Annotated in this window: 18 protein-coding genes; 4 read left to right on the forward strand and 14 right to left on the reverse strand. The window is 68.8% G+C overall.

What is annotated here, in order from left to right:
* Positions 1 to 21 precede the first annotated feature (21 nt).
* The 9 genes from ACIBAF_RS29950 to ACIBAF_RS29990 form a co-directional block, all read right to left on the reverse strand.
* Positions 22 to 1,341 carry an MFS transporter gene (locus tag ACIBAF_RS29950; protein ID WP_399467186.1) on the reverse strand — a complete coding sequence of 440 codons (1,320 nt, stop codon included), beginning with the start codon at positions 1,339 to 1,341 and terminating at the stop codon, positions 22 to 24.
* Positions 1,338 to 2,153 (reverse strand): alpha/beta fold hydrolase, encoded by an 816-nt coding sequence (locus ACIBAF_RS29955; protein WP_399467187.1) that lies wholly within the window; start codon positions 2,151 to 2,153, stop codon positions 1,338 to 1,340. Before ACIBAF_RS29955 ends, ACIBAF_RS29950 begins: the two co-directional genes overlap by 4 nt.
* On the reverse strand, positions 2,150 to 4,621 hold the full coding sequence (locus tag ACIBAF_RS29960) for an amino acid adenylation domain-containing protein (protein ID WP_399467188.1): 2,472 nt from the start codon (positions 4,619 to 4,621) through the stop codon (positions 2,150 to 2,152). The genes ACIBAF_RS29955 and ACIBAF_RS29960 overlap by 4 nt, the downstream gene beginning before the upstream one ends.
* Complete coding sequence (gene glyA, locus ACIBAF_RS29965) at positions 4,618 to 6,084, reverse strand: serine hydroxymethyltransferase (RefSeq protein WP_399467189.1); 1,467 nt, start codon at positions 6,082 to 6,084, stop codon at positions 4,618 to 4,620. Before glyA ends, ACIBAF_RS29960 begins: the two co-directional genes overlap by 4 nt.
* Complete coding sequence (locus ACIBAF_RS29970; RefSeq protein WP_399467190.1) at positions 6,077 to 9,259, reverse strand: amino acid adenylation domain-containing protein; 3,183 nt, start codon at positions 9,257 to 9,259, stop codon at positions 6,077 to 6,079. The genes glyA and ACIBAF_RS29970 overlap by 8 nt, the downstream gene beginning before the upstream one ends.
* A gap of 170 nt (positions 9,260 to 9,429) precedes the next feature.
* Positions 9,430 to 10,536, reverse strand: a complete 1,107-nt coding sequence (locus tag ACIBAF_RS29975) for an aminotransferase class I/II-fold pyridoxal phosphate-dependent enzyme (RefSeq protein WP_399467191.1) — start codon at positions 10,534 to 10,536, stop codon at positions 9,430 to 9,432.
* Entirely contained in the window at positions 10,533 to 11,465 is a 933-nt protein-coding gene (gene dapF, locus ACIBAF_RS29980) for a diaminopimelate epimerase (protein ID WP_399467192.1), read from the reverse strand. The genes ACIBAF_RS29975 and dapF overlap by 4 nt, the downstream gene beginning before the upstream one ends.
* A gap of 83 nt (positions 11,466 to 11,548) precedes the next feature.
* The gene (locus ACIBAF_RS29985; protein ID WP_399467193.1) at positions 11,549 to 12,235 is read right to left on the reverse strand and encodes a 2OG-Fe dioxygenase family protein; all 687 of its coding nucleotides are present in this window, start codon (positions 12,233 to 12,235) and stop codon (positions 11,549 to 11,551) included.
* Positions 12,236 to 12,269: 34 nt separating this feature from the next.
* Positions 12,270 to 13,313, reverse strand: coding sequence for an iron-containing redox enzyme family protein (locus tag ACIBAF_RS29990; RefSeq protein WP_399467194.1), 1,044 nt, complete (start codon positions 13,311 to 13,313; stop codon positions 12,270 to 12,272).
* A gap of 1,258 nt (positions 13,314 to 14,571) precedes the next feature.
* Between ACIBAF_RS29990 and ACIBAF_RS29995 the strand changes: the two genes are divergently transcribed.
* Positions 14,572 to 15,096, forward strand: coding sequence for a pyridoxamine 5'-phosphate oxidase family protein (locus tag ACIBAF_RS29995; protein WP_399467195.1), 525 nt, complete (start codon positions 14,572 to 14,574; stop codon positions 15,094 to 15,096).
* A gap of 234 nt (positions 15,097 to 15,330) precedes the next feature.
* On the opposite strand, the gene ACIBAF_RS30000 is transcribed toward ACIBAF_RS29995, so the two are convergent.
* Positions 15,331 to 16,827, reverse strand: a complete 1,497-nt coding sequence (locus ACIBAF_RS30000; RefSeq protein ID WP_399467196.1) for an arabinofuranosidase catalytic domain-containing protein — start codon at positions 16,825 to 16,827, stop codon at positions 15,331 to 15,333.
* Positions 16,828 to 17,562: 735 nt separating this feature from the next.
* On the reverse strand, positions 17,563 to 19,014 hold the full coding sequence (locus ACIBAF_RS30005; RefSeq protein ID WP_399467198.1) for an MFS transporter: 1,452 nt from the start codon (positions 19,012 to 19,014) through the stop codon (positions 17,563 to 17,565).
* Between the two features lie 159 nt (positions 19,015 to 19,173).
* Between ACIBAF_RS30005 and ACIBAF_RS30010 the strand changes: the two genes are divergently transcribed.
* Positions 19,174 to 19,797, forward strand: a complete 624-nt coding sequence (locus ACIBAF_RS30010) for a helix-turn-helix domain-containing protein (RefSeq protein WP_399467199.1) — start codon at positions 19,174 to 19,176, stop codon at positions 19,795 to 19,797.
* 82 nt (positions 19,798 to 19,879) lie between these two features.
* Positions 19,880 to 20,158: a hypothetical protein gene (locus tag ACIBAF_RS30015; RefSeq protein ID WP_399467200.1), complete on the forward strand. Its 279-nt coding sequence runs from the start codon at positions 19,880 to 19,882 to the stop codon at positions 20,156 to 20,158.
* A gap of 61 nt (positions 20,159 to 20,219) precedes the next feature.
* On the opposite strand, the gene ACIBAF_RS30020 is transcribed toward ACIBAF_RS30015, so the two are convergent.
* From ACIBAF_RS30020 to ACIBAF_RS30030, 3 genes are all read right to left on the reverse strand, one after another.
* Entirely contained in the window at positions 20,220 to 21,239 is a 1,020-nt protein-coding gene (locus ACIBAF_RS30020) for a hypothetical protein (RefSeq protein ID WP_399467201.1), read from the reverse strand.
* Positions 21,240 to 21,445: 206 nt separating this feature from the next.
* Positions 21,446 to 22,254 (reverse strand): IS5 family transposase gene (locus ACIBAF_RS30025; RefSeq protein WP_399467203.1). Its coding sequence is split into 2 segments (ribosomal slippage): positions 21,446 to 21,934 and positions 21,937 to 22,254, totalling 807 coding nucleotides; the frame shifts between segments, so codons are not numbered across the junction.
* Positions 22,255 to 22,320: 66 nt separating this feature from the next.
* The gene (locus tag ACIBAF_RS30030; protein ID WP_399467204.1) at positions 22,321 to 22,833 is read right to left on the reverse strand and encodes a hypothetical protein; all 513 of its coding nucleotides are present in this window, start codon (positions 22,831 to 22,833) and stop codon (positions 22,321 to 22,323) included.
* 699 nt (positions 22,834 to 23,532) lie between these two features.
* Here ACIBAF_RS30030 and ACIBAF_RS30035 point away from each other — a divergent pair.
* Complete coding sequence (locus tag ACIBAF_RS30035; protein WP_399467206.1) at positions 23,533 to 24,315, forward strand: TIGR02391 family protein; 783 nt, start codon at positions 23,533 to 23,535, stop codon at positions 24,313 to 24,315.
* Positions 24,316 to 24,358: the final 43 nt, after the last annotated feature.

Here is a 24,358-nt window from a genome sequence, read left to right on the forward strand (position 1 = left end):
CGCTCGTGCGGGCCGCTGTCCTCACGCCGCGGCGACGGCGCCGTCCTCGGGACCCGTCGGCATCGTGCGCAGCCGGCCGACCGGGGACAGGATGATCGGGACGAGCATCGCCGCCGAGACCACGCCCGCGATCCACAGGGCGCCGTGCAGCCCCGCCACCGCCGCCAGCAGACCGCCCACGGGGCCGCCGAGCGCACCGCCGCCGTACAGGAGCATGCGCATCGCGGCCGTCATCCGGCCCATCAGATGCTGCGGGGTGATGGTCTGACGCAGGCTCACGATGAGGACGTTCGAGACGCTGCTGCCGAAGTACTCCAGGAAGAACGAGGCGACGAACAGGATCATCAGCATCCAGCGGGGACCGGTCGCCGCCGGGATCAGCAGCGGGCCCAGGAAGATGATCGAGACCGACACCTGGTAGGCGCGGCCCACCGTCAGCCGGCGCACTGCCATCCCGGACACCAGCGCGCCCAGCAGACCTCCCACAGCGGCCGCGCCCATGACGAAGCCGACCGCGGCGGCCGACAGGTCCTTGTCGCGCACGGCGTACAGCAGGAACAGCGACTGCACCATCGTCAGCAGGAAGTTGCAGGAGCAGCCGACGAGCCCGATCGCGCGCAGCCAGCGGTTGCCGAACACCCAGCGCAGGCCCTCGGCGAGTTCGGCGCGCAGCGGCCGTTTCTCGCGCGCGGTCTCCGGGGCGGGCTCCGGGGTTCTGATGATCAGGAGAGAGAGCACCGACACCGCGTACGAGAAGGCGTTGGCGGTCATCGCGAAGGGCGCCGAGAACGCGCTCACCAGCGTGCCGGCCACCCCGGGCCCGGCGATGTCCGCCGACGACAGCGTGGCGTTGAGCTTGGTGTTGGCCTCCAGCAGACTGCGCCGGTCCTTCACCAGCACCGGGACGTACGACATCCAGCTGACGTCGAAGAGCACCGACGCCACCCCGACGCCCAGCGCCAGCGCGTACAGCAGCGGAAGGGCCAGCAGGTCGTAGTGGTAGAGGACCGGGACCAGGCCGATCAGCACCATCCGGACCAGGTTGGCGCCCAGCATCACCGGCCGCTTGCGCACCCGGTCCACCCACACGCCGAACAGCAGGGCCAGCCCCAGGAACGGCACCAGCTGCGTGAACCGCAGCAGCCCGAGTTGCTCGGCCCCCACGTCGAAGACCAGTACCGCGGTGAGCGGAAGCGCGAGGTTGGTGATCTGGGTGCCGTACAGGGAGAGCGCCTCGCCCGTCCAGAACACCATGAAGTCCCGGTGGTGCCAGAGCGAGCGGGGCGGACTGTCCGGCTCGGCCTCGGCGACCGTCTCGGCGTGGGTGCCGTGCTCCGTCATGCTGGCGTTGCCTCTCGTAGGGCCTGGTCGACGATGGCGCTGATGGCGGTCAGCCCGGGCTCCTGCCACACGGAGTGGTGGTCGCCGGGCACGGTGTGCTCGGTCAGCCGGCTCAGGTGGGGACGCCAGTCCAGGAGGTTCTCCACCGACCGCGCCGCCTTGATCAGGATCGCGGGTCCCTCGTGGACCGACGTCACGGAGTGCCGGCGCAGGGCCACGACATGCGTGCGGAAGAGGGCGTAGCGCTCCAGCAGGAACTCCGCGTCGAACTCCTCGGGCACGGCCTCCGCGCGCTCCACCGCGGCGAAGACCTCCGCCGGCCGCGCGTGCGGGCTCAGGTCCTCAAGGGCCTTGTCGATGCCGGGCGCCCGGTCGCTCGTCACGCCGAGGAAGTCGTACAGGAAGTAGCGGGCGAGCTGGTCCTCGGGCGGCACCGACTGGGTCCCGGGCAGCGCCGCGTCGACGATGACGAGCAACGGCACCTCCTCTCCCGCGGCGGCCAGCAGCCGTGCCATCTCGTAGGCGACGACCCCGCCGAGCGACCAGCCGAGCAACTGGTAGGGGCCGTGCGGGCGGGCCGCTCGCAGGGCGGCCGTGTGCAGCTCGGCCAGTTGTCCGATGGACGTGGCGGGCTCGGAGACGCCGTCGAAGCCGGGTGCCTCGAAGCCGAACACCGGGCGTTCGGGGTCGAGTTGATGGGTCAGGCCGGCATAGCAGTAGGGCGAGCCGGAGACCGGATGGACACAGTGCAGAGGGTGCAGGCTGCCCGTCGCCCGGAGGGGGACGATGCTGCCGACGGAGAGTTCGGTCACTGCTCCGGTGCTCCGTTCGTGGTCGGTGCCGATTGCGCGAGCCGCTCGTCGATGACGGCGGCGATGCCGCTGACGGTGCTGCCGCCGTACAGCAGCCGGACGTTCACCCGCACCCCGAAGTGCTTGGTGAGCCGGGTGACGGCCCGCATGGCCTGCAGCGAGTTGCCGCCGGCCGAGAAGAAACTGCTGTCCGCGCCGACCCGGGACACCGACAGCACGGTCGCGAAGACGTCGGCCACGGTCCGCTCGGTCGGCGTGACCGGCGCCGCATACGTCCCCTCGGGCTCGCCGACGGGCTCCGGCGGGGCCGGCAGCGCCTTGCGGTCGACCTTGCCGTTGGGCGTCAACGGCAGCTCGTCCAGGACGAGCACGGCGCCCGGCACCATGAAGCGCGGCAGGGACCGCGCGGCGTGCTCGCCGACCGCCTCCGGCGACACGGTCCGGCCCGCCGTCGCGACCACATGGGCGACCAGCCGCTGGTCGCCCGACCCGTCGGGGTGCGCGGTGACGACCGCCTCCCGGACCGTGTCGTGGGCGCGCAGGACGGCCTCGATCTCGCCGAGTTCGATGCGCAGCCCGCGCAGCTTGACCTGGAAGTCGGACCTGCCCAGCAGCTCGATCAGACCGTCGGCGCCGTAGCGGGCCACATCGCCGGTCCGGTAGAGGCGCTCGTCGGTCACCTCGCCGCAGGACCAGGTGAGGAACCGCTCCGCCGTCTGCTCGGGCCGGCCGAGATAGCCCCGGGCGAGACCGACGCCCGCCAGGTGGAGCTCGCCGGGCACGCCGGGAGGCACCGGCCGGCCGGAGTCGTCGAGGATGTAGGTGCGCTGGTTGGCCATGGGACGCCCGTACGGGATGCTCGTCCAGCGCGGGTCGGTCTTCTCCACCTCGTAGAGGGTGGAGTGGATGGACGACTCGGTGGCCCCGCCGAGGGCGATGAAGCGCAGTCCGGGAGCGACCGCGCGGGTCCGGTCGGGCAGCGACACGGGGATCCAGTCGCCGCCGAGCAGCGCCAGCCGCAGGTCGTCGAGCGGCGGCGCGCCGACGCTGTCGAGGTGGGTGACGACCAGGTCGAGGAGCGCGGGCGCCGAGTTCCAGACGGTGACCCGGTGGGCGGCCAGCAGGTCCGCCCAGTGCTCGGGGTCCTTGGCCCGCTCCGGGTCCGGCAGGATCACGGCGCCGCCGGCGGTCGTCAGCCCCAGGAACTCGTACACCGACATGTCGAAACTGGGCGAGGACAGCGCGAGGACGCGGTCGCCGGCGCCCACGCCGAAACGGGAGTTGAGGTCCGCGATGTTGTTCATCACCCCGCGGTGGCGCAGGGCGATCGGCTTGGGGGCGCCGGTCGACCCGGAGGTGTGGATGACGTAGGCGAGGTCGTCCGGGCCGGCGCCGCCCTGCGGGTTGTGGGACGGACGGGCGGCGAGGAGGGCCTCGTCGCGGTCGAGGAGCACCACGGGACCGCCCGGCGCGGTGTCCGGCAGGGGAAGTCCGGCGGCCGGGCCGCTGCGGCTGATCACGGCCGTGCAGGAGGTGCCGGTCATCATCGCGGCGAGCCGCTGCTCGGGGTAGTCGGGGTCGAGCGGCACATAGGCGCCGCCCGCCTTGAGCACGCCCAGGACGGCGACCAGCAGCTCCCAGGAGCGCTCCAGGCAGATGCCGACCCGACGGTCGGGGCCGACGCCCAGCTCGCGCAGATGGTGGGCGAGCCGGTTCGCCGCCTCGTTGACCTCGCGGTACGTCCAGGTCCGCCGGTCGGCGCCGCTGCCGCCGCCGATGAGCGCGGGGGCGGTGGGCGACTCGGCGGCGCGGGCCTCGAACGCGGTGTGGAGGCACACGTCGTGCGGCAGGTCCGCGTCGGTGGCGTTCCACTCGACGAGGACGCGGTGCAGCTCGGTCTCCGGAAGCAGCCGCAGCAGGGAGACCGGACGGTCCGGGTCGGCCAGCCCGTCCGCCAGCAGGGTGCGGTAGCAGGCGAGCAGCCGGACCAGGGTGTCCCGGTCGAACAGGGCGGGCGGGTACCGCAGTTCGGCGACCCGCGGGCCGTCGTCGTGCTCGCCCGGCGGGTGCAGCACGAGCTCGAACTCGTCCGGCGGCGCGGGGTCCGTGGCCGGTGCCGGGTCGGCGGGCGTACCGCGGGCCAGCCCGGCGAGGGTGGACGCCGCGGTGACGGCGCAGGTCAGGCGGACCGCGCCCGTCGTGGGCGTGCGCGCGGCGAACGCGAACTCGCTCTGGCCCGTCCAGCGGTGCAGCAGCGCGGTGAACCCGGCCAGGAGGACGTCGTCCGGGGCGGTGCGGGTGCAGGCGTCGAGCCGCACCCGGGCGGAGCCCGTGCGGTCCGGGGCGGTTCCGGGCAGCCGCGGCCGGTCCGTCGGCAGCAGGGCGGGGGGCGCCGAACGGGGAGCCGCCGAGGAGGAAGCAGAGGAGGGGGTGGGAGAAGAAGCGTGGGGGGAAGCGTTCAGGGTCAAGGCCTCTCTCCTGGGGCGAGGTCGGGGACGCCGGCGGTGGGGACGGCGGCTCCGAAGGGCAGCGGATGGATGCGGCACAGGACGGCCACCTCGGCCCGCACCCGGTCGCGTACGGCCGGGTCGGTGCGGAACTCGGTGTCCGACAGCACGGTGGTGGCGGACAGCACCTCGTGCAGAAGACCGGCGCAGACCCGCATCTCGGCGGGCCCCATGCCGCGCTGCGCCAGGACGTTCGTGCCCAGCCGCAGGCCGCCGGCGACGAGCGGGGGCTTGTCGTCGCCGGGGATGCGGTTGCGGTTCGTGAGGATTCCGCAGTCCTCCAGGGCGCGTTCGGCGACCACGCCGGTCATGCCGCGCTCGGCCATGTCCAGCAGCACCATGTGGTTGTCGGTGCCGCCGGTCAGGACCCGGTGGCCGAGCCCCGCCAGGTCGCCGGCGAGGGCCGCTGCGTCGTCGACGACCAGCCGCATGGTCTCCTTGAACGCCGGTTCTGCCACCGCCTTCAGGGCGTGCGCCTTGGCGGCGATCGAGGCCGGGCTCGGAGTGCCCTGTGACTGGGGGAACACCGCCCGCTGCATCAGCCGGTCCAGCGGGGTGCGCCCGTCCGGGCCGGGCGTGCGGTGCTCCCGCCCGATGAGGATCAGGCCCCCGCGCGGGCCGCCCAGCTGTTTGTAGGTGCTGGTGGTGGTGATGTGGGCGAGGTCGACGGGGCTGGGGTGCTCGCCCGCGGCCACCAGACCGGCGATGTGCGAGATGTCGGCGACCAGGAACGCCCCGACGGAGTCCGCGATCGCCCGGAACCGGGCGAAGTCGAGCGTCCGTGGATAGGCGCTGGCCCCCGCGATGAGCACGGTGGGGCGGTGCACCCGGGCCAGCTCGGCCGCCTGGTCGTAGTCGACGAACCCCCGCTCGTCCAGGCCGTAGTGGACCGCCCGGTAGTGGCGGCCGGTCACCGAGGCCGGGGACCCGTGGGTGAGATGGCCCCCGGCGTCCAGGTCGAGGGCGAGCAGGGTGCCGCCCGGGGGCAGTAACGCGGCCAGCACGGCCTGGTTCGCCGAGGAGCAGGAGTGCGGCTGGACGTTGGCGTAACGGGCGCCGAAAGCATGCCGGGCCCGGTCGGCGGCCAGCCGCTCCACCCCGTCGAAGCGGCCCGCGCCGGGATGGTAGCGGGCCCCCGGATACCCCTCGGCCGTCACGTTCGACAGGGCGGCGCCGCCCGTGGCCAGGACCGACGGGCTCGCGACGCTGGCGGACGCCACCATGGCCAGCGTCGCGGTCTGCTCCTCCACCTCCCGGTCGAGCAGCCCCGCCAGCTCGGGATCGGTCCGGGTCAGCAGCTCCGCCCCGCGCCGCAGCAGCAGGGCCTGCGCCGAGCCCGAACCGGCGCCGGCAGTGGCGCCGGAGTCGGGGCCGCCCTGCCGACGGCCCGGGGGCGCGGTCGCGGCCCGCGGGGTCTCAAGCATGCGCACCCGCCGCCTTCTTGGCCTGCGTCAGCCCGTCGACGGCCGCGGCGATGGTGGCGACCGTGGCCCCGCCGTACAGCAGACGGACGTTGACCTTGACGCCGAAGTGCTTGTTCAGCCGGCTCACCACCCGCATCGCCTGCAGCGAGTTGCCCCCCAGCTCGAAGAAGCTGCCGTCCGCTCCGACCTGCTCCATCGACAGCACGGCGCCGAACACCTCGGCCACCTTCTCCTCCGTGGCGGTCCCCGGGGCGACGAAACTCGCCGCGCCGTCCGCGGCGGCGGACACCGGAGCGGGCAGCGCGCTCCGGTTGATCTTGCGGGCCGGGGTCAGCGGGAACTCCGCCAGCTCCACCCAGGCCGTGGGCACCATGTACTCGGGCATCGTGCGGCCCAGGTGTTCGCGCAGCTCGGCCGTGGTCGGCGAGGCGTCGCCGAGCACCGTGTAGTAGGCGACGAGCTGCTTCTCCCCGCCGTCCTCCCGCAGCAGCACCAGAGCCATGCGGATCTTCGGGTGCGTCAGCAGCCCCGACTCGATCTCGCCGAGCTCGATCCGCAGCCCGCGCAGCTTCACCTGGTTGTCCAGGCGGCCGATGAAATCGATCTGCAGATCCCGGGTCCAGCGCACCAGGTCACCCGTGCGGTACACCCGGCCCTCGCCCAGGAACGGGTCCGGGACGAACTTCTCGTCCGTCAGCTCCGGCAGGTTCAGATAGCCGCGGGCCAGGCCCTCGTCGCCGCCGATCAGCAGTTCGCCCGGCACGCCGACCGGCACCAGGTTGAAGTCCTTGTCGACGACGTAGTGCAGCCGGCTGAACTCGGGCCGGCCGATGGGCGGCGACGACTGCCACTCCTTGTGCTCGCACAGGTATTCGGTGGTCGCCACCGACGCCTCGGTCGGGCCGTAAAGGTTCACGAACTTGCGGCCCGGCAGGTTCCACTTGTTGACCAGCTCGGCCGGCAGGGCCTCCGCGCCGCCCATGATGTACTTCAGATCCGGGTACGGCCCCGCCTCGACCACGGAGAGGATCGCGGGCGACAGACCGGCGTACGTGACCCGCTGATCCCGGATCAGCGCGCCCAGGGACTCCGGCGACGAGGCATCCTCCGGCGCCACCAGCACCATCGCCGAACCGCTGATCAGACCGGCGAAGATCTCACCCTGCGACATGTCGAAGGTCAGCGCCGGCAGCTGCAGCAGCCGGTCCTCGTGGGTCCACTCGCCGAAGCTGCGCCGGTAGGCCTCGATGAACATGCGCAGACCGCGCTGCTCGATCATCACGCCCTTGGGACGCCCGGTCGAGCCCGAGGTGTAGAGGACGTACACCAGCGACGTCGGCTCCGCCCACTCCGCCAGCGGCACGTCGTCCGGCTGCGCCTCGATGACGTCCCAGTCGGCGTCGATCCGCAGGCTCTCCCAGCCGCACGAGTCGGGCAGGTCGCCCAGCGCGGCCTTCCGCGTGATGACCAGCGGTGTCGCGGTGTCCCGCAGCATGTGGTCCAGCCGGGCGTTGGGGTGCGAGGGGTCGATGATCGTGTACGCGGCGCCGGATGCCATCACGCCCAGGATCGCCACCAGGGCGTCCAGGTCGCGGTCCATCGCGATGGCCACCACCTGCTCGCGGCCCACGCCCCGGGAGCGGATGTACCGGGCGAGCTTCCCGGCCCGCCGCATCAGCTCGCCGTACGTCATCTCCACCCCGCGGCAGACCGCCGCGACCAGCTCCGGGTGCTCCTCGGCGATCCGCGCGATCGTCGCGTGCACCGGCTCCGCCGGGTAGTCGAAGTCGGGGCCCCGTCCGACCGCGAGCAGCTCCTCGCGCTCGCTCCCGGACAGCAGCGGCAGCGCGGAGACCGGGGTGTCCGGGGCGTCCGCCGCGGCCGCGAGCACGGTCTCGAAGTGCCGCACCAGGGCCTCGACGCGCCAGCGGTCGTACAGGTCGGTCGCGAACTCGACGATCAGCCGCAGCCGTTCGACGCCCTCGACGAAGCTGAAGGACACATCGAACCGGGAGCGCGTGCCCGCCACCGTGATGGTCTCGGCCGTCAGGCCCGCCAGCTGGAACGCGTCGCCGGTGGTCGTCTCGCCGAGCAGCTGGCAGGCGATCTGGAACAGCGGGTTGCGGCCCGCGTCCCGGACCGGCTGCACCCGGTCCACGACCCGGTCGAACGGCACGTCCTGGTTGTCGTACATGTCGAGGTTGGCGTCGGTGATGCGCTCCAGCAGCTCGGCGAAGGTGACCCCGCCGGACAGGTCGGACCGCAGCACCGTCATGTTGATGAACAGGCCGACGACGTCCTCGAGTTCGGGGTCCGTACGGCCGAGCATGGGCACCCCGAGGGCGATGTCGTCCTGGCCGCTGTACCGGCTCAGCACGACGTTCAGCGCCGCGGCCACCACCATGTACAGCGACGCGCCCTGCTCCTGCGCCAGGGAACGTGCCTTGGTGAGCAGGTCGGTGGGGAAGTCGACCACGAAGGTCTCGCCGCTCTGCGAGGGCTCCGCCGGCCGCAGCCGGTCGGCGGGCAGTTCGAGCGCCTCCAGCCCGGCCAGCCGCTCCTGCCAGAACTTGAGCTCCTCCTCCCAGACGCCGTCGGCCTGCTGCCGGCGCTGCTCCTGGACGTGGTCGCCGTAGCCGACCGTCAGCTCCGGGAGCGCGGGCGTGCGGCCCGCCGCCAGGTCCCCGTAGGCCTGGGAGATCTCACGGCTGATCACACCGCCGGACCAGCCGTCGGTGACGATGTGGTGGAAGCCGAGGCAGAGCACATGGTGGTCGGCGGCCAGCCGGAACAGCAGGAACCGGGAGATCGGCCCCGCGGCCAGGTCGAACGGGGTGTCGGCCTCGGTCTGCAGCGCCTCGCTCAGCGCGCTCTCCGCCTCGTCGGGGGCCAGCCGGGAGAGGTCGCGAAGCGGCAGCGGCCGGTCCTGCGCCGGTGTGACGACCTGGTAGGGGACACCGTCCGCCGAGTGGAAGGTCGCCCGCAGCTGCTCGTGGCGCGCCACCAGCACGTTGAGGGCCTGCTCCAGCGCGGGCACGTCCAGCGGACCGTGCAGCCGGTAGGCCTGGATGACGTTGTAGGTGGTCTCCCCGGGACTCATCTGGTCCAGGAACCACAACTGCTCCTGCCCGAAGGACAGTTGGATGCGTGACTCGTCGGGGAGCGAGGCGCTCATCGTCACAGGACTCCAATCGGCTGTTCACGGTGGTTTTCCAACGGGGCGTTACGGGGACGTCAGCGGTGCGGGCGATTCGGTGGGGCGGGCGAGTCGGTGGTGCGGGCGAGTCGGTGGGGCGGAGGCGTCAGGGGCTCGGGGACGTCAGTGGTTTGCGTCAGTGGTTCGCGTCAGCGGCTCGGGGGCGGTGCCGTCGTGCGGGCGCCGGGCCTGAGCACGCTCTCCACGCGGCGCAGCCCTTCGGTCACCGCCTCGGGGGAGCGCGCGAAACAGATCCGGAAACCGTCGCTGGCGCCGAGGGTTTCGCCGGGCATCAGCAGAACCCCCAGGTCCAGGGCCCGGCGGCACATCGCCAGCGGCTCCTCCCCGGTCCTGAGCCAGAGCCAGGCGAACGGCGTGCCCTCCGGCTCCACGAGGTCCACCGCGTCCGCGTTGCGCCGGGCGAACTCCCTGACCAGGGACAACCCCTGCCCGGTGAGCTCGTGATACGACCGCAGATGGCGCTCACGGTCGGCCAGCACCTCGCGGGCCAGCGTCTCGCACAGCACCGAATTGGAGATGGTGGACAGGAACTTGCGCTCGGCACAGCCCGCCACCACGGACGGCGGACCGTACAGCCAGCCCACCCGCAGCCCGGGGAAGCCGTACACCTTGGACAGGCTCGACACGGAGATCACCCGGTCGCCGTCGAGGGCGGGGGAGCGGGACAGGTCGAGCGCGTACTCCTCGTCGAGCAGCAGCTGAGCGCCCGTGCGCGAGGCGAGAGCCACCAGGGCGCGCAGGTCCCGCTCGGCTATGCGCCGACCGGTCGGATTGCACGGGCTGTTGGCCACGATCAGCTTCACGTCGGGCCCGGCGACGGCCTCGGCGGCCTCGACGTCGAAGCTCAGATCCGGGCGGAACCCGACGAGATCGACCCGGCAGCCGAGCGCGGCCGGCACGTCCCAGGACTGCTGCCAGCCCGGCCGGAAACCGATCACCCGGTCCCCGGGGCTCAGCAGCGACGCGTACACGAGGTAGAGGGCCTGTTGGGCGCCCTGGGTGATGAGGACCGAGTCGGGCGACCCGCCGTACAGTCCCGCCACCGCCTCGCGCAGCGCGCCCAGGCCGTGGTCGTGGCCGTAGTCCAGCTCCAGGCCGGCCGGCAGTTTGAGGTCGTCGAGGTGTCCGGGGAGCATGTTGCTGTCGCCGAGGTCGATGTCGAAGCGCCCCGCGGCGTCCTCGAACACCCACCGCTGCATCGGATAGTCGCGGGCGCGCTCGACGGAGAGGGTCACGAGGCGGCCCCGGCCGTTGCGGCTCTCGCCCCGGTCGCCGTCGCCAGCCGGCCGAGCCGTGCGCGCAGCGCGGGCGCGAACGTGCCGACGGCCACCTGCTCGGCGTCTCCGGTCATGGTGACCCGGCCGTCCGCCCCGAAGCCGATCTCCACACTGCCCCCCGGCATCCTGACCTCCACCCGCTCGTCGCACAGTCCGAGTTCACGCGCCGCGGAGGCCGCGGCACAGGCGCCGGCCCCGGACGCCGTCACATAGCCGGCGCCCCGCTCGAAGACCTCCACCTCCAAGGCGTTCCGGCCCGCCATGCGCACGAACTGCACATTGGTTGCCTCGGGGAAACGGGGGTGCCGGGCGATCTTCGGTCCGAGCAGGCGGGCCAGCCGGGGAGTCGGGTCGTCCACCAGCACCACGGTATGCGGGTTGCCGTTGTACACACAGGTGATGATCAGCCGATCCCCGTCCACCGTCAGCGGCACGGACACCGCCCGGCCGCGGTACGGGGCGCCGTCCTCGTCGAGCAGCGGCAGATCGGCCGCGTCGAAGCTGGGGCGGCCCATGCCGACCGCCACGCGCCCCGCGGCGGCGTCGAGGATCCGCACCGGACACTCGCCCGCGGCCGTGCGCAGCGTGAACTCCCGCCCGTCCGCCCAGCCGTTGGGCTCCTGCGCGGCCAGGTGCAGGGCGAACATCCGCAGCCCGTTGCCGCTGCGTCCGCAGTCGGAACCGTCGGAGTTGTACAGGGCGAGCGGCACCGGCGCCCCGGCGCGGGGCTGTTCCAGCGGCCCGTACAGCACACCGTCCGCCCCGATCCCCCGGTGCCGGTCGCAGACCAGCCGGATCGTCTCGGGGCTGACGGCGAAATCGGTGTGGCGCGGATCGATCACCAGGTAGTCGTTGCCCGCCGCCTGGTACTTGAAGAAGTCGGTCACGGCTGGTCTCCCTCCGCTGCTGGGCGCGGCGGAGCGCCGGGGCGTCGCGTCACGACGGCCCCGGGGCTCCCCCGCGTTCCGGTCTACTTCTCGGCGAGAGCGGCTGCGTCGTGCTCCTCGCCGTACCACTTCTCCGCCCACCGCGAGAACGCGATGATGACGATGTCCCGGTGGCCCGGGCCGCCGTCCCCGGAGAGCACGTCGGTGACGTCATGGGCGAGCGCCCGGTCGTCCAGCAGGACCGCCTGACCCGGTTCGAGCGTGCCGGTCCAGAAGGGCTCGTCGGCCCCCTCGTGCCACAGGCGGGTTTGGCCGCCGGCCGCGTTCACCTTGTTGAGGACCGCGATCATCACGAACTCGTGCCCGTCGTGGTGCACGCCCTCCGGGGTGAGCGGGCCCGGCTTCCCGCCGTCCGCACGCGTCCGGTTCTGGTGCACGTTGATCTGCCAGTCCTCGGACCGGTCGAGGCCGAGTTCGCGGATGCCGGCCTCGATCAGCGGCGTGAAGTCCACCTTGATCGGCTCGTAGACCCGGCGGATGCCGCCGCCGACCGAGTTGAACTTCTTGTACGTCGTGTAGTCCCGGTGCGCGAGCCGCTCGAACGACCACCCCTGCTCGCCCTGCGGGCTGAGCCGGTACTGGGAGAACCGTTTGAAGCGGGTGCCGTGGCCCATGTACTCGTCGACCGGGCAGTCGTCGTAACTGGGCAGGATGTCGGCCGAGACATCCGGCAGGTCGATGATGACGAACCCTTCACTGCCGAGCGGCATGTTCTGTCCTCCAGACGGAGTGGGCGGTGGGACGTCAGACGGCGGACGGCATGCGCTCGTCCAGATACGCGGCGGAGGAGTTGAGCCGCCACAGGATGCCGCGCGCGATGGCGCGGCGCATGTACGCCGATTCGGCGGCGGGCAGCACCATGTTGTGGAACCATCCCTGGGCGTGCTGGGAATCGATCGTGATGTGCAGCCGGTGGTAGGTGATGCCCACCTCCGGCAGGCCGAGGCGCTCCCAGGCGTGCACGACCTGGACGAACCGGTCCGGCGCCATCCACTCGGTCATCCCCAGGAAGCCCACGGCCTCCGGGTACAGCGAGCGGTAGCGGCACAGCATGACCGCGAGGTTCCCGTTGAGCAGCGAGGTGGCGGTGAGCGAGCGCTCCAGCTCCTCCTCCGAGATCTCGAAGACCTCGAAGATCTTGTTGAAGAGGGTGGTGTGGACCTCGGCCGGCTTGCCGTTGCCCATCTCGTCCCAGAAGTTGGAGGCGATCTCCATCTTGGCCTCGCCGGCGGTGCCCACCTGCATCAGCGCGAGCAGATCGTCGAAGCGGCCGTCGACCACCGACTCCTGCATCACGTAGTTGCGCAGGTCGCTCTCGGTCGCCGTGTTGCGGATGAACTCGTGGTAGTAGGGGTGCTTGTACACCCGGTGACCACGGGCCATCTGCTTCAGCCAGGACAGGTACTCGCGCGGGTCCGTGGGCGCCTCGTCGAGCAGGGCCGGATCGATGAGCCGGTCCTGGGCCTCGGCGGTGGCGGTCTCCAGCAGCCGGCCTATCTCGTAGACGGCGACGGAACCCTCGGCGTTCTCGCCCTGCGGGATCTTGGTGTGCAACTGGTAGATGCGGTCGAGCAGGTACTGCTGCGCATACAGGGCGCTCTGATCGCCCAGGGCAGCGGCTCTGTTGATGTCGGCGACCTCGCCCAGGACGCGGTCCCGCTCGCTGCCCGACAGGACGGAGTCGACCTTCCCGGGTGCGGAACCGAGCCATGCGCCGATCGTGTCCACCGTGGACAGGAACGGGTCGCCGGTTGCTGCCCGACCCTTGGAGCTGCCGACTTGTGGCATGAGTTTCCCCTTGGATTCACTGGACGAATAAAGTTTCGGCATGAAGGCATTCACCGTCGTCCGGAAGGCAGCGGGCTCCCTTCCCCCTTTGTCACGCGTGCCGTGAACGTGACGCCGGCCTGCCGATTGCGCGAAGCGGGAGGGCATTCAATGAGGCGGAAGAACAAGGGCGTGATCCGGCCTTTCTTTCCGTCTCCTGTGTGTCGCCCGAGCCCGGACGGGGCGGCAGGCCTCGGCCATTCTGCGGCGGCCTCACTGGATGAAGTCTGTATGCCCGCAGGCCGTCGTGGACGGCACCCTGACGAAGGGCGGGGAGGCCGATGGTATGTGACGATCTGTCACCTTTTAGCGGGGTTCAGAAAAAGTGCGGAGCGTATCATTCCGCCCATTTTTGAAGGGAGTTGTCATCACGGTGAATTACCATCGAGGCGAACGTGAAATACAGGAGATGCTGGGTCGTTCGGCCGAAGCCGAACGATCGTCCAGAGTGATCCGGAAAGGTTTGACGGACATTTTAGTGGCCTTTATCGGAATGCAGACTCTGGCAGTGACCGGATCAACCGATTCCGACGGCCTCGTCTGGGCCTCCGCCCTGACCGGCCCTCCAGGATTCGCCAGAGGCACCGGCCCCCATTCCCTCTCCTTGACCACAGAACCGGAACGACTTCCTTTACCGCTTCGACTGGGGGGCGGCGGGGGTGTGGGCGGGGCGTCCGTAGGTGGCTGGGATGGGGGAGGGGCGTCTGGGGGTGGCTGGGCTGGAAGAGGCTGGGCTGGGGGCGGCGGGTCCGGCAGCGGCGGGTCCCGGAGTGGCGAGTCCGGGAGCGGTTGGGCTGGGGGCGGCGGGTCCGGGAGTGGCGAGTCCGGGAGCGGTTGGGCTGGGGGCGGCGGGTCCGGGAGTGGCGAGTCCGGGAGCGGTTGGGCTGGGGGCGGCGGGTCCGGGGGCGGCTGGAGTGGCCGGTCCGGGAGTGGGCTGTCCGAAATCGATCCGCTCGAGATCGGTCGGGCGGAGGCTGGTCGGGCGGAGGGCGGTCGGGCGGAGGCCGATCGGTCAGAGGTGGGTCCGTTCGAGAACGGTCAGGCTGGGATCGGTCGGTCTGAGGGCGGTTCGGTGGGGGGCGGTCCGTTCGGGAGTGGTGGGGCCGAGGGTGGGCGGGCTGAGGGCGGTTCGCTGGGGGACGGTCCGTTCGAGGGCGGTGGGGTCGAGGGGGGTCGGTCTCAGGGCGGTTCGCTGGAGGGCAGGCCGTTCGAGATCGGTGTGCTCTTTCCCGACACGCGCAGGCGACTGAGGCTCAGGGTCAACGGGCTGGCCCGTCCCACCCGGCGAGGGCTCGCGATCGACACGGCCCAGGTCTTCACCAACTGCCCCGGGCGGCTGCGTCACCGCAGCGGCGCGGCCCGTCCTCCCCTCGCCTCCGGACCGACCGCCTTCGGCGAGTCGCTCACCCCGGCCCAGCGGGCCTGGATCACGGAAGCGGACACCTTCTTCATCGCCACGGCCTCGGACACGGGCGCCGCCGACGCCAGTCATCGGGGCGGGGAGCCCGGCTTCGTCGAGGTCGTGTCGCCGACCGAGCTGACCTGGGCGGAATATCCCGGAAACTCGATGTTCATGACACTCGGCAACCTCGTTCTCAACCCGCGCGCCGGAGTTCTGTTCCTCGACGAGCGCAGCGGTACGACGCTCCACCTCACCGGCACGGCCCGCGTCCGCCTCACGGACGGGCAGCCGACCGTCCACTTCACGATCATGCGGGTCGTGCAGGTGGGAGCGGTGGGATAGGCGAGGCAAGCGAAGCAGGTGGGACAGGCGAGGTAGATGGGAACAGGACAGGAGAGGCAGGTGGGACAGGCGAGGCAGGATGGGAACAGGAGAGGCAGGTGGGACAGGCGAGGCAGGAGGGGGACGATCTCGGTCGAGTCGCTCACCGGGACTGAAGCCGACCCGGCCGGCAGGCAAAAGCGGGCGGTCTGCCGACACGAGGGTCGGCAGACCGCCGTTGACACATCGCTCAGGTCAGGGCGCGATGTCCCACTGCTGGCAGGTGTTGTCGAGCTGCTGCCACTGGCGGGCCGCGGTCCCGTTGGCGGTGCCGCAGTTCGCGACGTCCAGCGTCATGCCGGTGTTGACGTTGGTGATGGTGTAGTGGCTGCCGACCTTGGTGACGTCCCACTGCTGGCAGCGGTTGCCGAGCGAGGCCCACAGCTGGACGGCCGTGCCGTTGCTCTGCCCGCAGTTCTTGTCGTCCAGGACCGTGCCGCTGTTGACGTTGGTGATGGTGTAGTGGCCGTTGCCCGCGCCGGCGAACTTCCACTGCTGGCAGGTGTTGCCGAGCGAGGCCCAGATGTCGATCGAAGTCCCGTTGGCCGTACCGCAGTTGACCGCGTCCAGGACCTTGCCGGAGTTGGTGTTGGTCAGGCGGTAGGCGGTGCCGGCGACAGGGAAGGTCACGGTCGGGGTGGTGTAGCCGACGGAGGTGACGTTGGCCTGTACGGCGTTGTCGGCGGCGTCGGTCGGGTAGCCGGAGGTCATGACGCCTTCGAAGAAGGAACCGTCCGACCCGTTGCTGTTGTCACCGCCGGTGCCGAGGACGATGGCGTCCTCCAAGTGCATCGGGGTGTATCCGCCGAGGTTGGGCAGCGCCCCGTTGTACCAGGTGGTCAGCGAACCCGACTGGGCGTTGCCGCCCTTGATCGCGTAGGTGGTCGTGCCGTTGTTCTTCTCCATTGCGGTGACGTACTCGCTGGAGATGCCGGTGTTGTTCGAGTTGGCGCCGTTCCCTCCGAAGAACAGCCCGTTCTCCAGGTCCGCCTCGACCCAGGGGCCGGATCCGGCGCCGGAACACGAGAACCAGCACTCCGTACCGAAGTTGATCGCGTCCATGTGACCGTTGCCGGTGTCGTTGCCGGACGTCTCGGCGTTGCCGTAGTCGAAGCAGCAGCGGTTGTTGACGTGGTGGCCGCTGGTCACCATGTACGCGCCCTCGGGGGAGCTGCCGGTGGCGATGCCCGTGGTGGCGTTGTCGCGGTAGCCGACGCCCGCGGAGACGAAGATGCCGTACGCCGCGTGGCCGCCGACCGTGACCGGCAGGGCGTTCGCGATCGCGCCGACGTCCTGGCCGCCGTTGCCGCCCGGCCCTTCGATGGTCAGGTCGTTGTGGTTCGGGCTCTGGTCGTAGATCTTGGTGATGATGCAGGTCGTGCCGGAGCAGAAGGAGTCCTGGGCCGCGGCGTTGGCGTAGCCGCCGGTGCTGAGGAGGCCGATGTTGGTGGTGGCCGAGTCCGAGGCGCGCTTGACCTGGTAAAGAGCGCCACTGTAGGAGGCGTAGAGCGCCCGTGTCGTGCTGTGCGCTGCCGCGCACGGCGTCCCGGCGGCGGCGTAGATGTCGCAGGGCAGGGACGACGCTGCCTGGGCCGTGCCTGCGGTGCTCACCACCCCGCCCAGGATGCCGGCGAGAAGCGCGAGGACCGATCCCACTGACAGCAGGAGCCCTCTCAGGTGTCTACGTATCACTGTGAACCTCTTCCGTCATGCGTTCTTCTCAAGCCCGGCGCCGTGTGCGCGGGGAGGCTGGACAAGTGATGTGCGGTGCGGCGGTGCGGCGGTGCGGCGGTGCGGCGGTGCTGAGGTGCTGTGGTGCATGGTGATGCACCGTGCGCGGCGATGCGCGGACACGGGCAATTGCTGCCAAGAGACGGCGACCTAGCCGGAGCCGGAGCCGGAGCCGGAGCCGGAGTTGGATTCGGAGCCGGAGTCGGCGCTCGGCTCTCGGCACTGACTCGGCATCGCTCAGCAGAAATTTGTTAACGCTCACATGCGTGGGCGCTTGGGTGACGCCACTGATCCGGAGCTGCAGGGAAACGGGTACGGGCGGTCGGCGGGCGCCCTGTTCGAGCGCGGCAGCCGAGCGCGAGTGCGTCACCGCGCAGCGGTGACCGGTCCTGAGATGGAACGCAGTGCATACGTCGATCTGACGCGGTTGAAGATGATCTTCCGTTCTTCCGGCCCTGCCTTTTGTACGCTGGGCTCTGGGGATGGTCAACACTGCGCGACAGTCAAGACTGTGGAAACAAACGGTCTGCTTTTTCCTCCGAGGCGTGCGGCGCGGAGGGTGCCGGGGCCGTCCGCCGAGGGCGGATTCTTGAGCGGGCCGCCCCGGGTTCCGTGACCGCACCGGTGGAAGAGTCTTCGAACTCATGGGGGATCGACGTGTCTCGACCCACGTCAAATGTGTGCGCTAACAACCCTTCACGGCATGCGACTTCCCTTCGGACGGTCGCCCCCGACCGGTGACCGTGAGGGCGCATGAGAAGGGGGCGTGAGTGAGGAGGCGGGGCCCATGGCGGCCTCCTTCGGCCGTGCTGCGTGGGCGACGAGGAAGAGCAGTACGCCACAGGCGGCGACCAGGATCCAGCCCGGGCGGGACGCGTGTGCGAGCCCCGTCGGGCTGGTGGCCGCGACCAGCCCGCCGGCGAGGGCGATGCCGAGGGCGGAGCCGAGTTGCCGTGCGGTGGAGGTGATCGCCCCGGCCACCCCGGCACGGGCGAGTGGCAGTCCATTGACCGCGGTGTTGGTGAGCGGGGCGTTGGCGAAGCCGAACCCGACGCCGATGAGCGAGTACGCGGCCAGAAGCAGGAGCACGCTCGTGTGCGGGGTGAGCCGGACCATGCAGAGCCCGCCGACCGTGATGAAACCGCCGGCGAGGAGCAGCGGCAGCCGCGGTCCCGTGCGGCCGACCATGCGGCCGGACCAGGGGGCGCAGACGGTCGCTCCGACGGCCAGGGGCAAGGTCGCGACGCCGGCGGCCAGCGGCGTCCATTCCCGGGTGTGCTGCAGGTAGAGGGTGTTCAACAGCAGTGTCATGTTCAGGGCGACGAAGACCGCCAGCGCGCCCACGACGGCGCCGCTGAACGCCGGGCGCGCGAAGAGCCGTAGATCCATCAGCGGCTCAGGTCGACGGGACTCCGCCCACACGAATCCGACTGCCGTCACGGCAGCCCCTGCGTATCCCGCCAGCGCCGCAGGCGACGTCCACCCGATGCGCGGCCCTTCGATCAGGACGCCGACCACGACTGCGAGGACCATGGTCAGCAGGACCTGGCCGGGCAGGTCGAGCGGCCGGGCCCGCTGGGCGCGGGACTCCGGCACGAACACCGCGCTGAGCAGCAGAGCGGCCGCAATGACGGGTGCGTTGATCCAGAACAGGGCCCGCCAGTCGAGCCCCGCCAGCAGCGCGCCGCCCGTGACGGGTCCGGCGGCCATGCTCAGTCCGAACACCGACGCCCAGATGCCGATCGCCTGCGCCCGCTCCTTCGGGTCAGGCATCGCGTTCACCACGATCGCGAGTGCCACGGGGCTGAGCATCGAGGCGCCGACGCCCTGCAGGGCGCGGGCCGCGACGAGTACGCCCGCCGACGGGGCGAGCGCGCAGAGCAGTGAGGCCGCGCCGAACACGGCCAGCCCGCACTGGAACACCCGGCGGCGTCCGAAGCGATCCGCCAGTGCGCCGGAGGAGATCAGGAGACTGGCCAGGACGAGGGTGTAGGCGTCCACGATCCATTCGAGACCGCGCGTGTCGACGTCCAGGCCGCGCCCGATGGCCGGGAGACCCACATTGACGATGGTGGTGTCCAGGCCCACCAGGAACATGCTCAGGCAGCAGACGGCCAGTACCGTCCAGCGTCTGCGCGCACTCAGCACGGGTTGAACGGGGTGTGTCGTCGTCGCGGTCACGGTCTGCCTCTGAGGTCCGGGAACAATGCCCGGCAAGACTCGGCCCGGACGACGGCCGCAACCCACCGATTTTGCGAACACTGCAAAACTGGATCCATGACCACAGGACCCATGGACACAGGATCCATGACCACAGGACCCATGGACACAGGATCCATGGACGCGGAGCTGGAGCAGATCCTCGACGGCATCGGGCCCCGGCTGCGCAGGCTGCGCCGCGAACGCGGACTCACGCTCGAGGCCCTCGCGGCCACGACCGGGATCTCGGTCAGCACACTGTCCCGGGTGGAGTCGGGCCATCGGCGCCCGACTCTTGACCTGCTCATCCCGCTGGCACGGGCGCACCGCGTCGCACTCGACCAACTGGTGGCGGCGCCGGCCAGCGGTGACCCCCGGGTGCACCTGCAGCCCCTGCGCAAAAAGGGCGGGAGCGTCCTCGTGCCCCTGACGCAGTACCCGGGCCGAGTACAGGTCTTCAAGCAGGTCCTGTCACCCCGCCGGCCGGAACTGGTCACCCACGAGGGCTACGAATGGCTCTACGTCCTCGCCGGTCGCCTACGCCTCATCCTCGGGGCGCAGGACTTCACGCTGCGGCCCGGCGAAGTGGCCGAGTTCGACACCGCCGAGCCCCACTGGTTCGGCCCCGCGGACACGAGCGCCGTGGAGATCCTGCACCTCTTCGGTCCACGGGGAGACCAAGCCGTCGTCCGCGCCAGACCGTCCACAACCGATCCCGCCACCTCGCAGTGAGCCCCGGCCGCCACGCTGTCCATCACCTCGGGCCCTCCGATGGGCGAGCAGAAGGAGCGTGCGCCACCCGACGGCGGCTCTCATGGAAGACATGACGCTGAGAAGGGTACTGACCGCGGTTCTCACAGCGACCCTGTTCTTCACGGCCGCTGAATTCATATGGCTCGGCTCCGAGGACGTCAATGGGGCCCTCACCTATGCCGGCCGCCTGAACGGAGCTCTTCTACTGTTGGTGGCATTGATAGAGTTGGCGGCGCTCGCCGCTTACTGTCACCATCTTGCCACCGGCACCAGACTCGCGGGGTATGCGGGAACCACGGTGCTAGTCGCTATAGCCGCATCCATTATAGTCCTTGATTGACCGACTGCCGTCTCAGGTGTTGGAGAGGATCAGGCGATCGTTCGGACCGCACCGAACCCAGTCAGTGTCGTGGTCCCCCGCGAGTACGGGCATCGACCACAAAGAGGGACCACGCCATTTGATTTCGAGCTTTCCTATCCTTGATCCATTGAATTGCACTGAGGGCCCCACCCAAAGCGCTTCCCAAGCCGGGATGGATCAAATTCCCGGCAGTCCCGATCGCTGCAGCACCAACGGTGTGAATTTTGCCCGTACCGCTGAGATATTTTTCGAGGCTGTCACGGGCATGCTTGAGTGCCAGTTCCTCAACCTCTTCAGCAAGGGCAGCCACGTCACTCGCCGGGCGTTCCAGCAGGCTTAGATACTGTCGAAATTCAGCAACTCTGGGATGGGAGCGCAGTGACTCAATGCTTTCATGATAGGCACCCTTTGGACCAAGGAAGTCAATCGTCTTTACGGTGGTGATATGCTCGGCTGCCTCAATTCTCCATTGTTCGAGCGTTCCCCTGTTCAGGGCTGACGGGATGTCTGAGATTGAATGCGCTGCAGTGAAGGAGTTCATTATTACCTCCAACTGCATATCTAGAGCTGCTGCAACCCCAATGTCTATGATTAGGTTGCACTCGTCGGCATTTCCCATCCCCATGCCCAGGACGTCGCGGCCATGATTGTCTGGCATCAGGTTGAATTTAACTGACTTCCGAAGGGATTCGACCGTAGATACGTAGACGTCGGGTTCGTCCTGACTTCTGATATCAATTTCGGGCACATTGAAGCGGAGCCAGTATTCTGGGCTCCGGAACCACTCCCTGTAGAGTTCGTAGTACTGGGAGTGTGCAGTCTGCGCTCGACTTAGTAATTCTGGATCATCCGAAACGAATTTCACATACTCAATGTCATGCAGGGCTAGCGGGCAAGCTTCACGCGAAAGAAACCAAATTTCGTCATAGCAGAGAAGTAGACCCATCGTGTTTTCAAGAATTGGGTTGGGGATATCAGCTTCATTCTCACTGTATGGTTTGATTGGGTTCCCGTAGTCGTAGCATAGTGGCGTTGAAAGTCCAACGAATGCCCTTTTCATGGACTGCTCCAGTATGGGTAACCCGTTAATCGATGCTAGTGCTGGCGGGGGCTGGCCGCCTTAGCTCCCCCGCTGCCTACTCTGCCAGCAAGTCCCTGTCCAAGAGAGTGACTTGAGGCAATTGAGGGACAACGTGTCAGGTAGTTGCTCGCGCTGCGCGAGACCCGCGCCAGCTCATTTCTCCGGGCTTAGAGCTCGTAACACGATCATGAGCGGGCTTTCTTGAGGCGTCTCCAGCAGATGAGACCGCAGGCCAGGGAGACGAAGGCATCGTGCAGGTCGAGGCGTCTGTCCCAGCGGACGGCCAGGCGCTTGAAGTGATGCAGGAGAGAGAAAGTCTGCTCGACGACGTAGCGGAGCTTGCCGAGGCCCTTGATGTTCGGGGCACCCTTGCGGGAGATCACCGGCCGGATGCGACGTCTGCGCAGCTCACCCCGGTTGGGGTTACTGTCGTAGCCCTTGTCACCCAGAAGTGCGTCGGGTCGTCTGCGCGGACGGCCCGGCTTCCCAGCGACGGGCGGAATGCCGTCGACCAGGGCGAGGGCCTGGGTGACGTCGTTGACATTGGCCGCAGTGGTGATGACCTTGAATGGCGTACCCTTCCCGTCGCAGATCAGGTGGTGTTTACTGCCCGTCTTCCCGCGGTCGACCGGAGACGGGCCGGTGGCCTCGCCCCTTTTTTCGCGCGAATGTGGGAGGCGTCCACGCAGGCCCGCGTCCAGTCCAGGGCGGCGGCCGCATGCAACTCGGCGAGCAGGATGTGGTGCAGCTTGTCGAAGACGCCGGCCTCTTGCCACCGGCCCAGTCGGCACCAGCAGGTCTGTCCGGATCCGAACCCCAGCTCCAGCGGCAGCAGTTGCCAGCTGACGTCGTTGTAAAGCACATACAGGATGCCCTGCAGGCACAACCGGTCATCCACCGGCTTTGGACCGGGTGCCTTCTGTGGCCATGGCGGCAGTAACGGCTCGATCAACACCCAGAGGTCATCGTCCACAATCCACGGTCGAACACTCACGCCCTCTCAAACGGCCGAATCGCCACACCGGTCACGCCCGTCCCGCTGCGGCAGCGGCACGCGTCTCTAGGACGGCCAGGGCGATTCGGCGGTGGCCGGGACGCCTTCCAAAGGAAGGCGATCGCGGTAGTACTCCGACTCCAACCAGTCCTCCTTCACGAAGACCGGCCGCGACATCCCCACGCCACCGACCTCCTGTGAGCGCAGAAGAACCCCCAGATCGGTCAGGGCGAGGGAGCCATCGAGGGTGTACAACAGACAACTCCCGTGCTCGGCGGCGTAGTCAAGAAGGAACTGGTGCGCCTGCTCGGGATCGCCGCCGGCCAGTGCAAAGCCCGCCAGCAAGACCTGCGGACCCGTGACCGCGTCCAGAACAACGCACGCCAACTTGCCTGCGTCGTAGAACACCTTCACCCCATCGGCGAAATTTTCCTGCCCGTAGAGACCGCCCACCAGTTTCTGCGGGTCAGAGACTCGAAGCGCGTCGGCAACCTCGACCGGGCCCATCCCGAACCGCAGCGGCCCCACCCCGGCTCCGGGCAACAACTCCCAGTGCTCCCGTCCCTCGCTTGCACTCACGTGATCCGCCCTTCAGGAGACCATCCCCTGTGGCCCGGCATCCCGTGCGAGACCAGCGCCCAAAGTGCCACCTGAACTGACCGAGCGGCAACTGAAGGGCTCAGTCACACCGCGGACCTCAACAAGATCGTGTTACGAGCTCTTTAGGCATGGCCGTACCAGTGTCGCAGATCGACTTGGGTGACCTGCGGCTGTTGCCCTGGACAACTGTCACTGGTGGTCGCTGCGGGTCACCGCCGAGCGCCCTCGGACGGCCCAGAGACGGCCCAGCTCGCACCGTCGGCGCCCCGATAGTCACCCAGTGGCCCCTGCTCCGCCCCTATCCTTGCGGATCTCCTGCGTGCACACGTGGCCACAGTGTATGAGGGGGTCTATGCCCCGGGTATCGATAGACGGTCACTTCTACCAGATCAAGCCATCGCAAGAGTGGGTAAGAGGGAGACTTTGGAGAATATGTCTATCTCGATCGAGCTACCTGAAGGATTCCCTCGGCCTGCCGGAGATTCTGGAAGACTACTCCTTCAAACTGCGTTCACGGCTCACAAGAGAGACGGTCGCTGGCTGAGCCCCAAAAAGCTGAACCGGCTACTTCAGAGGTCCAACACGTCACTGCCTACCGCCGTCCTTGAATTGCCCCCTGGGCTCATCAGGGAAACCGCAGAGAGCATCAACATTCGCGACTCCTTAGGTGAAGTACATTTGACGTTCGCAGGAGTTGCTAACTGCGCGGGAGCCGATGTGATCTTGCGTCTATTTTTCGAGATTCTTGCGGAGGCCGCGGAGAAGGAACGGGAGGAGAGTCGATGGGTGTTGGGGCGAGTTAGTATCACGCCCACTAAGGCTGCGCGTATCAATTCTGCGCTTGAGGGGCTCAGCTTCCGCAATCCAATCGATTTCCTGATGGGGGTCATGGAACTCGAGCCCTGGTGCGTTGGCGCCGCTCGGAGCGGCGGTTGGGATCAGTATGTACCTGCTTCACTGTCCGTGGACAGTCGGGTTCGCTTCTTTGCCGGGATTTTCAACATTGCCGACTATTGGCGAAAGCGCGAGGACTTCATCCTTAAGTCTGACACCTTGCGCTTGGGTCGCACGCTCGATGAAATGCATCCGGAAGTTATTTCTACGGCGGGCGAACTCTGGGCTGACGGTCATTTAACGCAAGCTGTTCTTGCGGTTTTTCGTCACATTGAGTTCCGGGTTCAAAAGGTGACTGGGGAGCTCTCCGATTCGGGTCAATCGCTGATGGCCAAAGCGTTCTCGGATTCAGGTTTGGACGTTCGGAAGTCTCATGGCATGTCCGGGCAGAGCGAGCAGGCAGGGTTCAAGTTCTTGTACATGGGGGCTATGGCTGGCCTGCGAAATCCCCGCGCTCATGGCAATCCGCCTAAGGAAGAGGAAGCCGAAGCCTATGAAGCGATCGCTTTCGGGAGTTTGTTGTTGCGCCGCTTAGACCTGGCTTCTCAGCGAGTGAATAACCCGTGATCGACACGGGCTGAGTTACAAGACCATTCACCCCACCCACCTC

Source organism: Streptomyces sp. NPDC051677, assembly GCF_044453465.1.
In the GTDB taxonomy this organism is placed as follows: Bacteria; Actinomycetota; Actinomycetes; order Streptomycetales; family Streptomycetaceae; genus Streptomyces.

What these genes read in the sequence shown, in the direction of transcription:
- ACIBAF_RS30015 (WP_399467200.1), top strand. Translation starts at nt 19,880, where the DNA reads ATGGAAGACATGACGCTGAGAAGGGTACTGACCGCGGTTCTCACAGCG.
- ACIBAF_RS29950 (WP_399467186.1), bottom strand. Translation starts at nt 1,341, where the DNA reads ATGACGGAGCACGGCACCCACGCCGAGACGGTCGCCGAGGCCGAGCCG.
- glyA (WP_399467189.1), bottom strand. Translation starts at nt 6,084, where the DNA reads ATGCTTGAGACCCCGCGGGCCGCGACCGCGCCCCCGGGCCGTCGGCAG.
- ACIBAF_RS29990 (WP_399467194.1), bottom strand. Translation starts at nt 13,313, where the DNA reads ATGCCACAAGTCGGCAGCTCCAAGGGTCGGGCAGCAACCGGCGACCCG.
- ACIBAF_RS29970 (WP_399467190.1), bottom strand. Translation starts at nt 9,259, where the DNA reads ATGAGCGCCTCGCTCCCCGACGAGTCACGCATCCAACTGTCCTTCGGG.
- ACIBAF_RS30010 (WP_399467199.1), top strand. Translation starts at nt 19,174, where the DNA reads ATGACCACAGGACCCATGGACACAGGATCCATGGACGCGGAGCTGGAG.
- ACIBAF_RS30020 (WP_399467201.1), bottom strand. Translation starts at nt 21,239, where the DNA reads ATGAAAAGGGCATTCGTTGGACTTTCAACGCCACTATGCTACGACTAC.
- ACIBAF_RS29985 (WP_399467193.1), bottom strand. Translation starts at nt 12,235, where the DNA reads ATGCCGCTCGGCAGTGAAGGGTTCGTCATCATCGACCTGCCGGATGTC.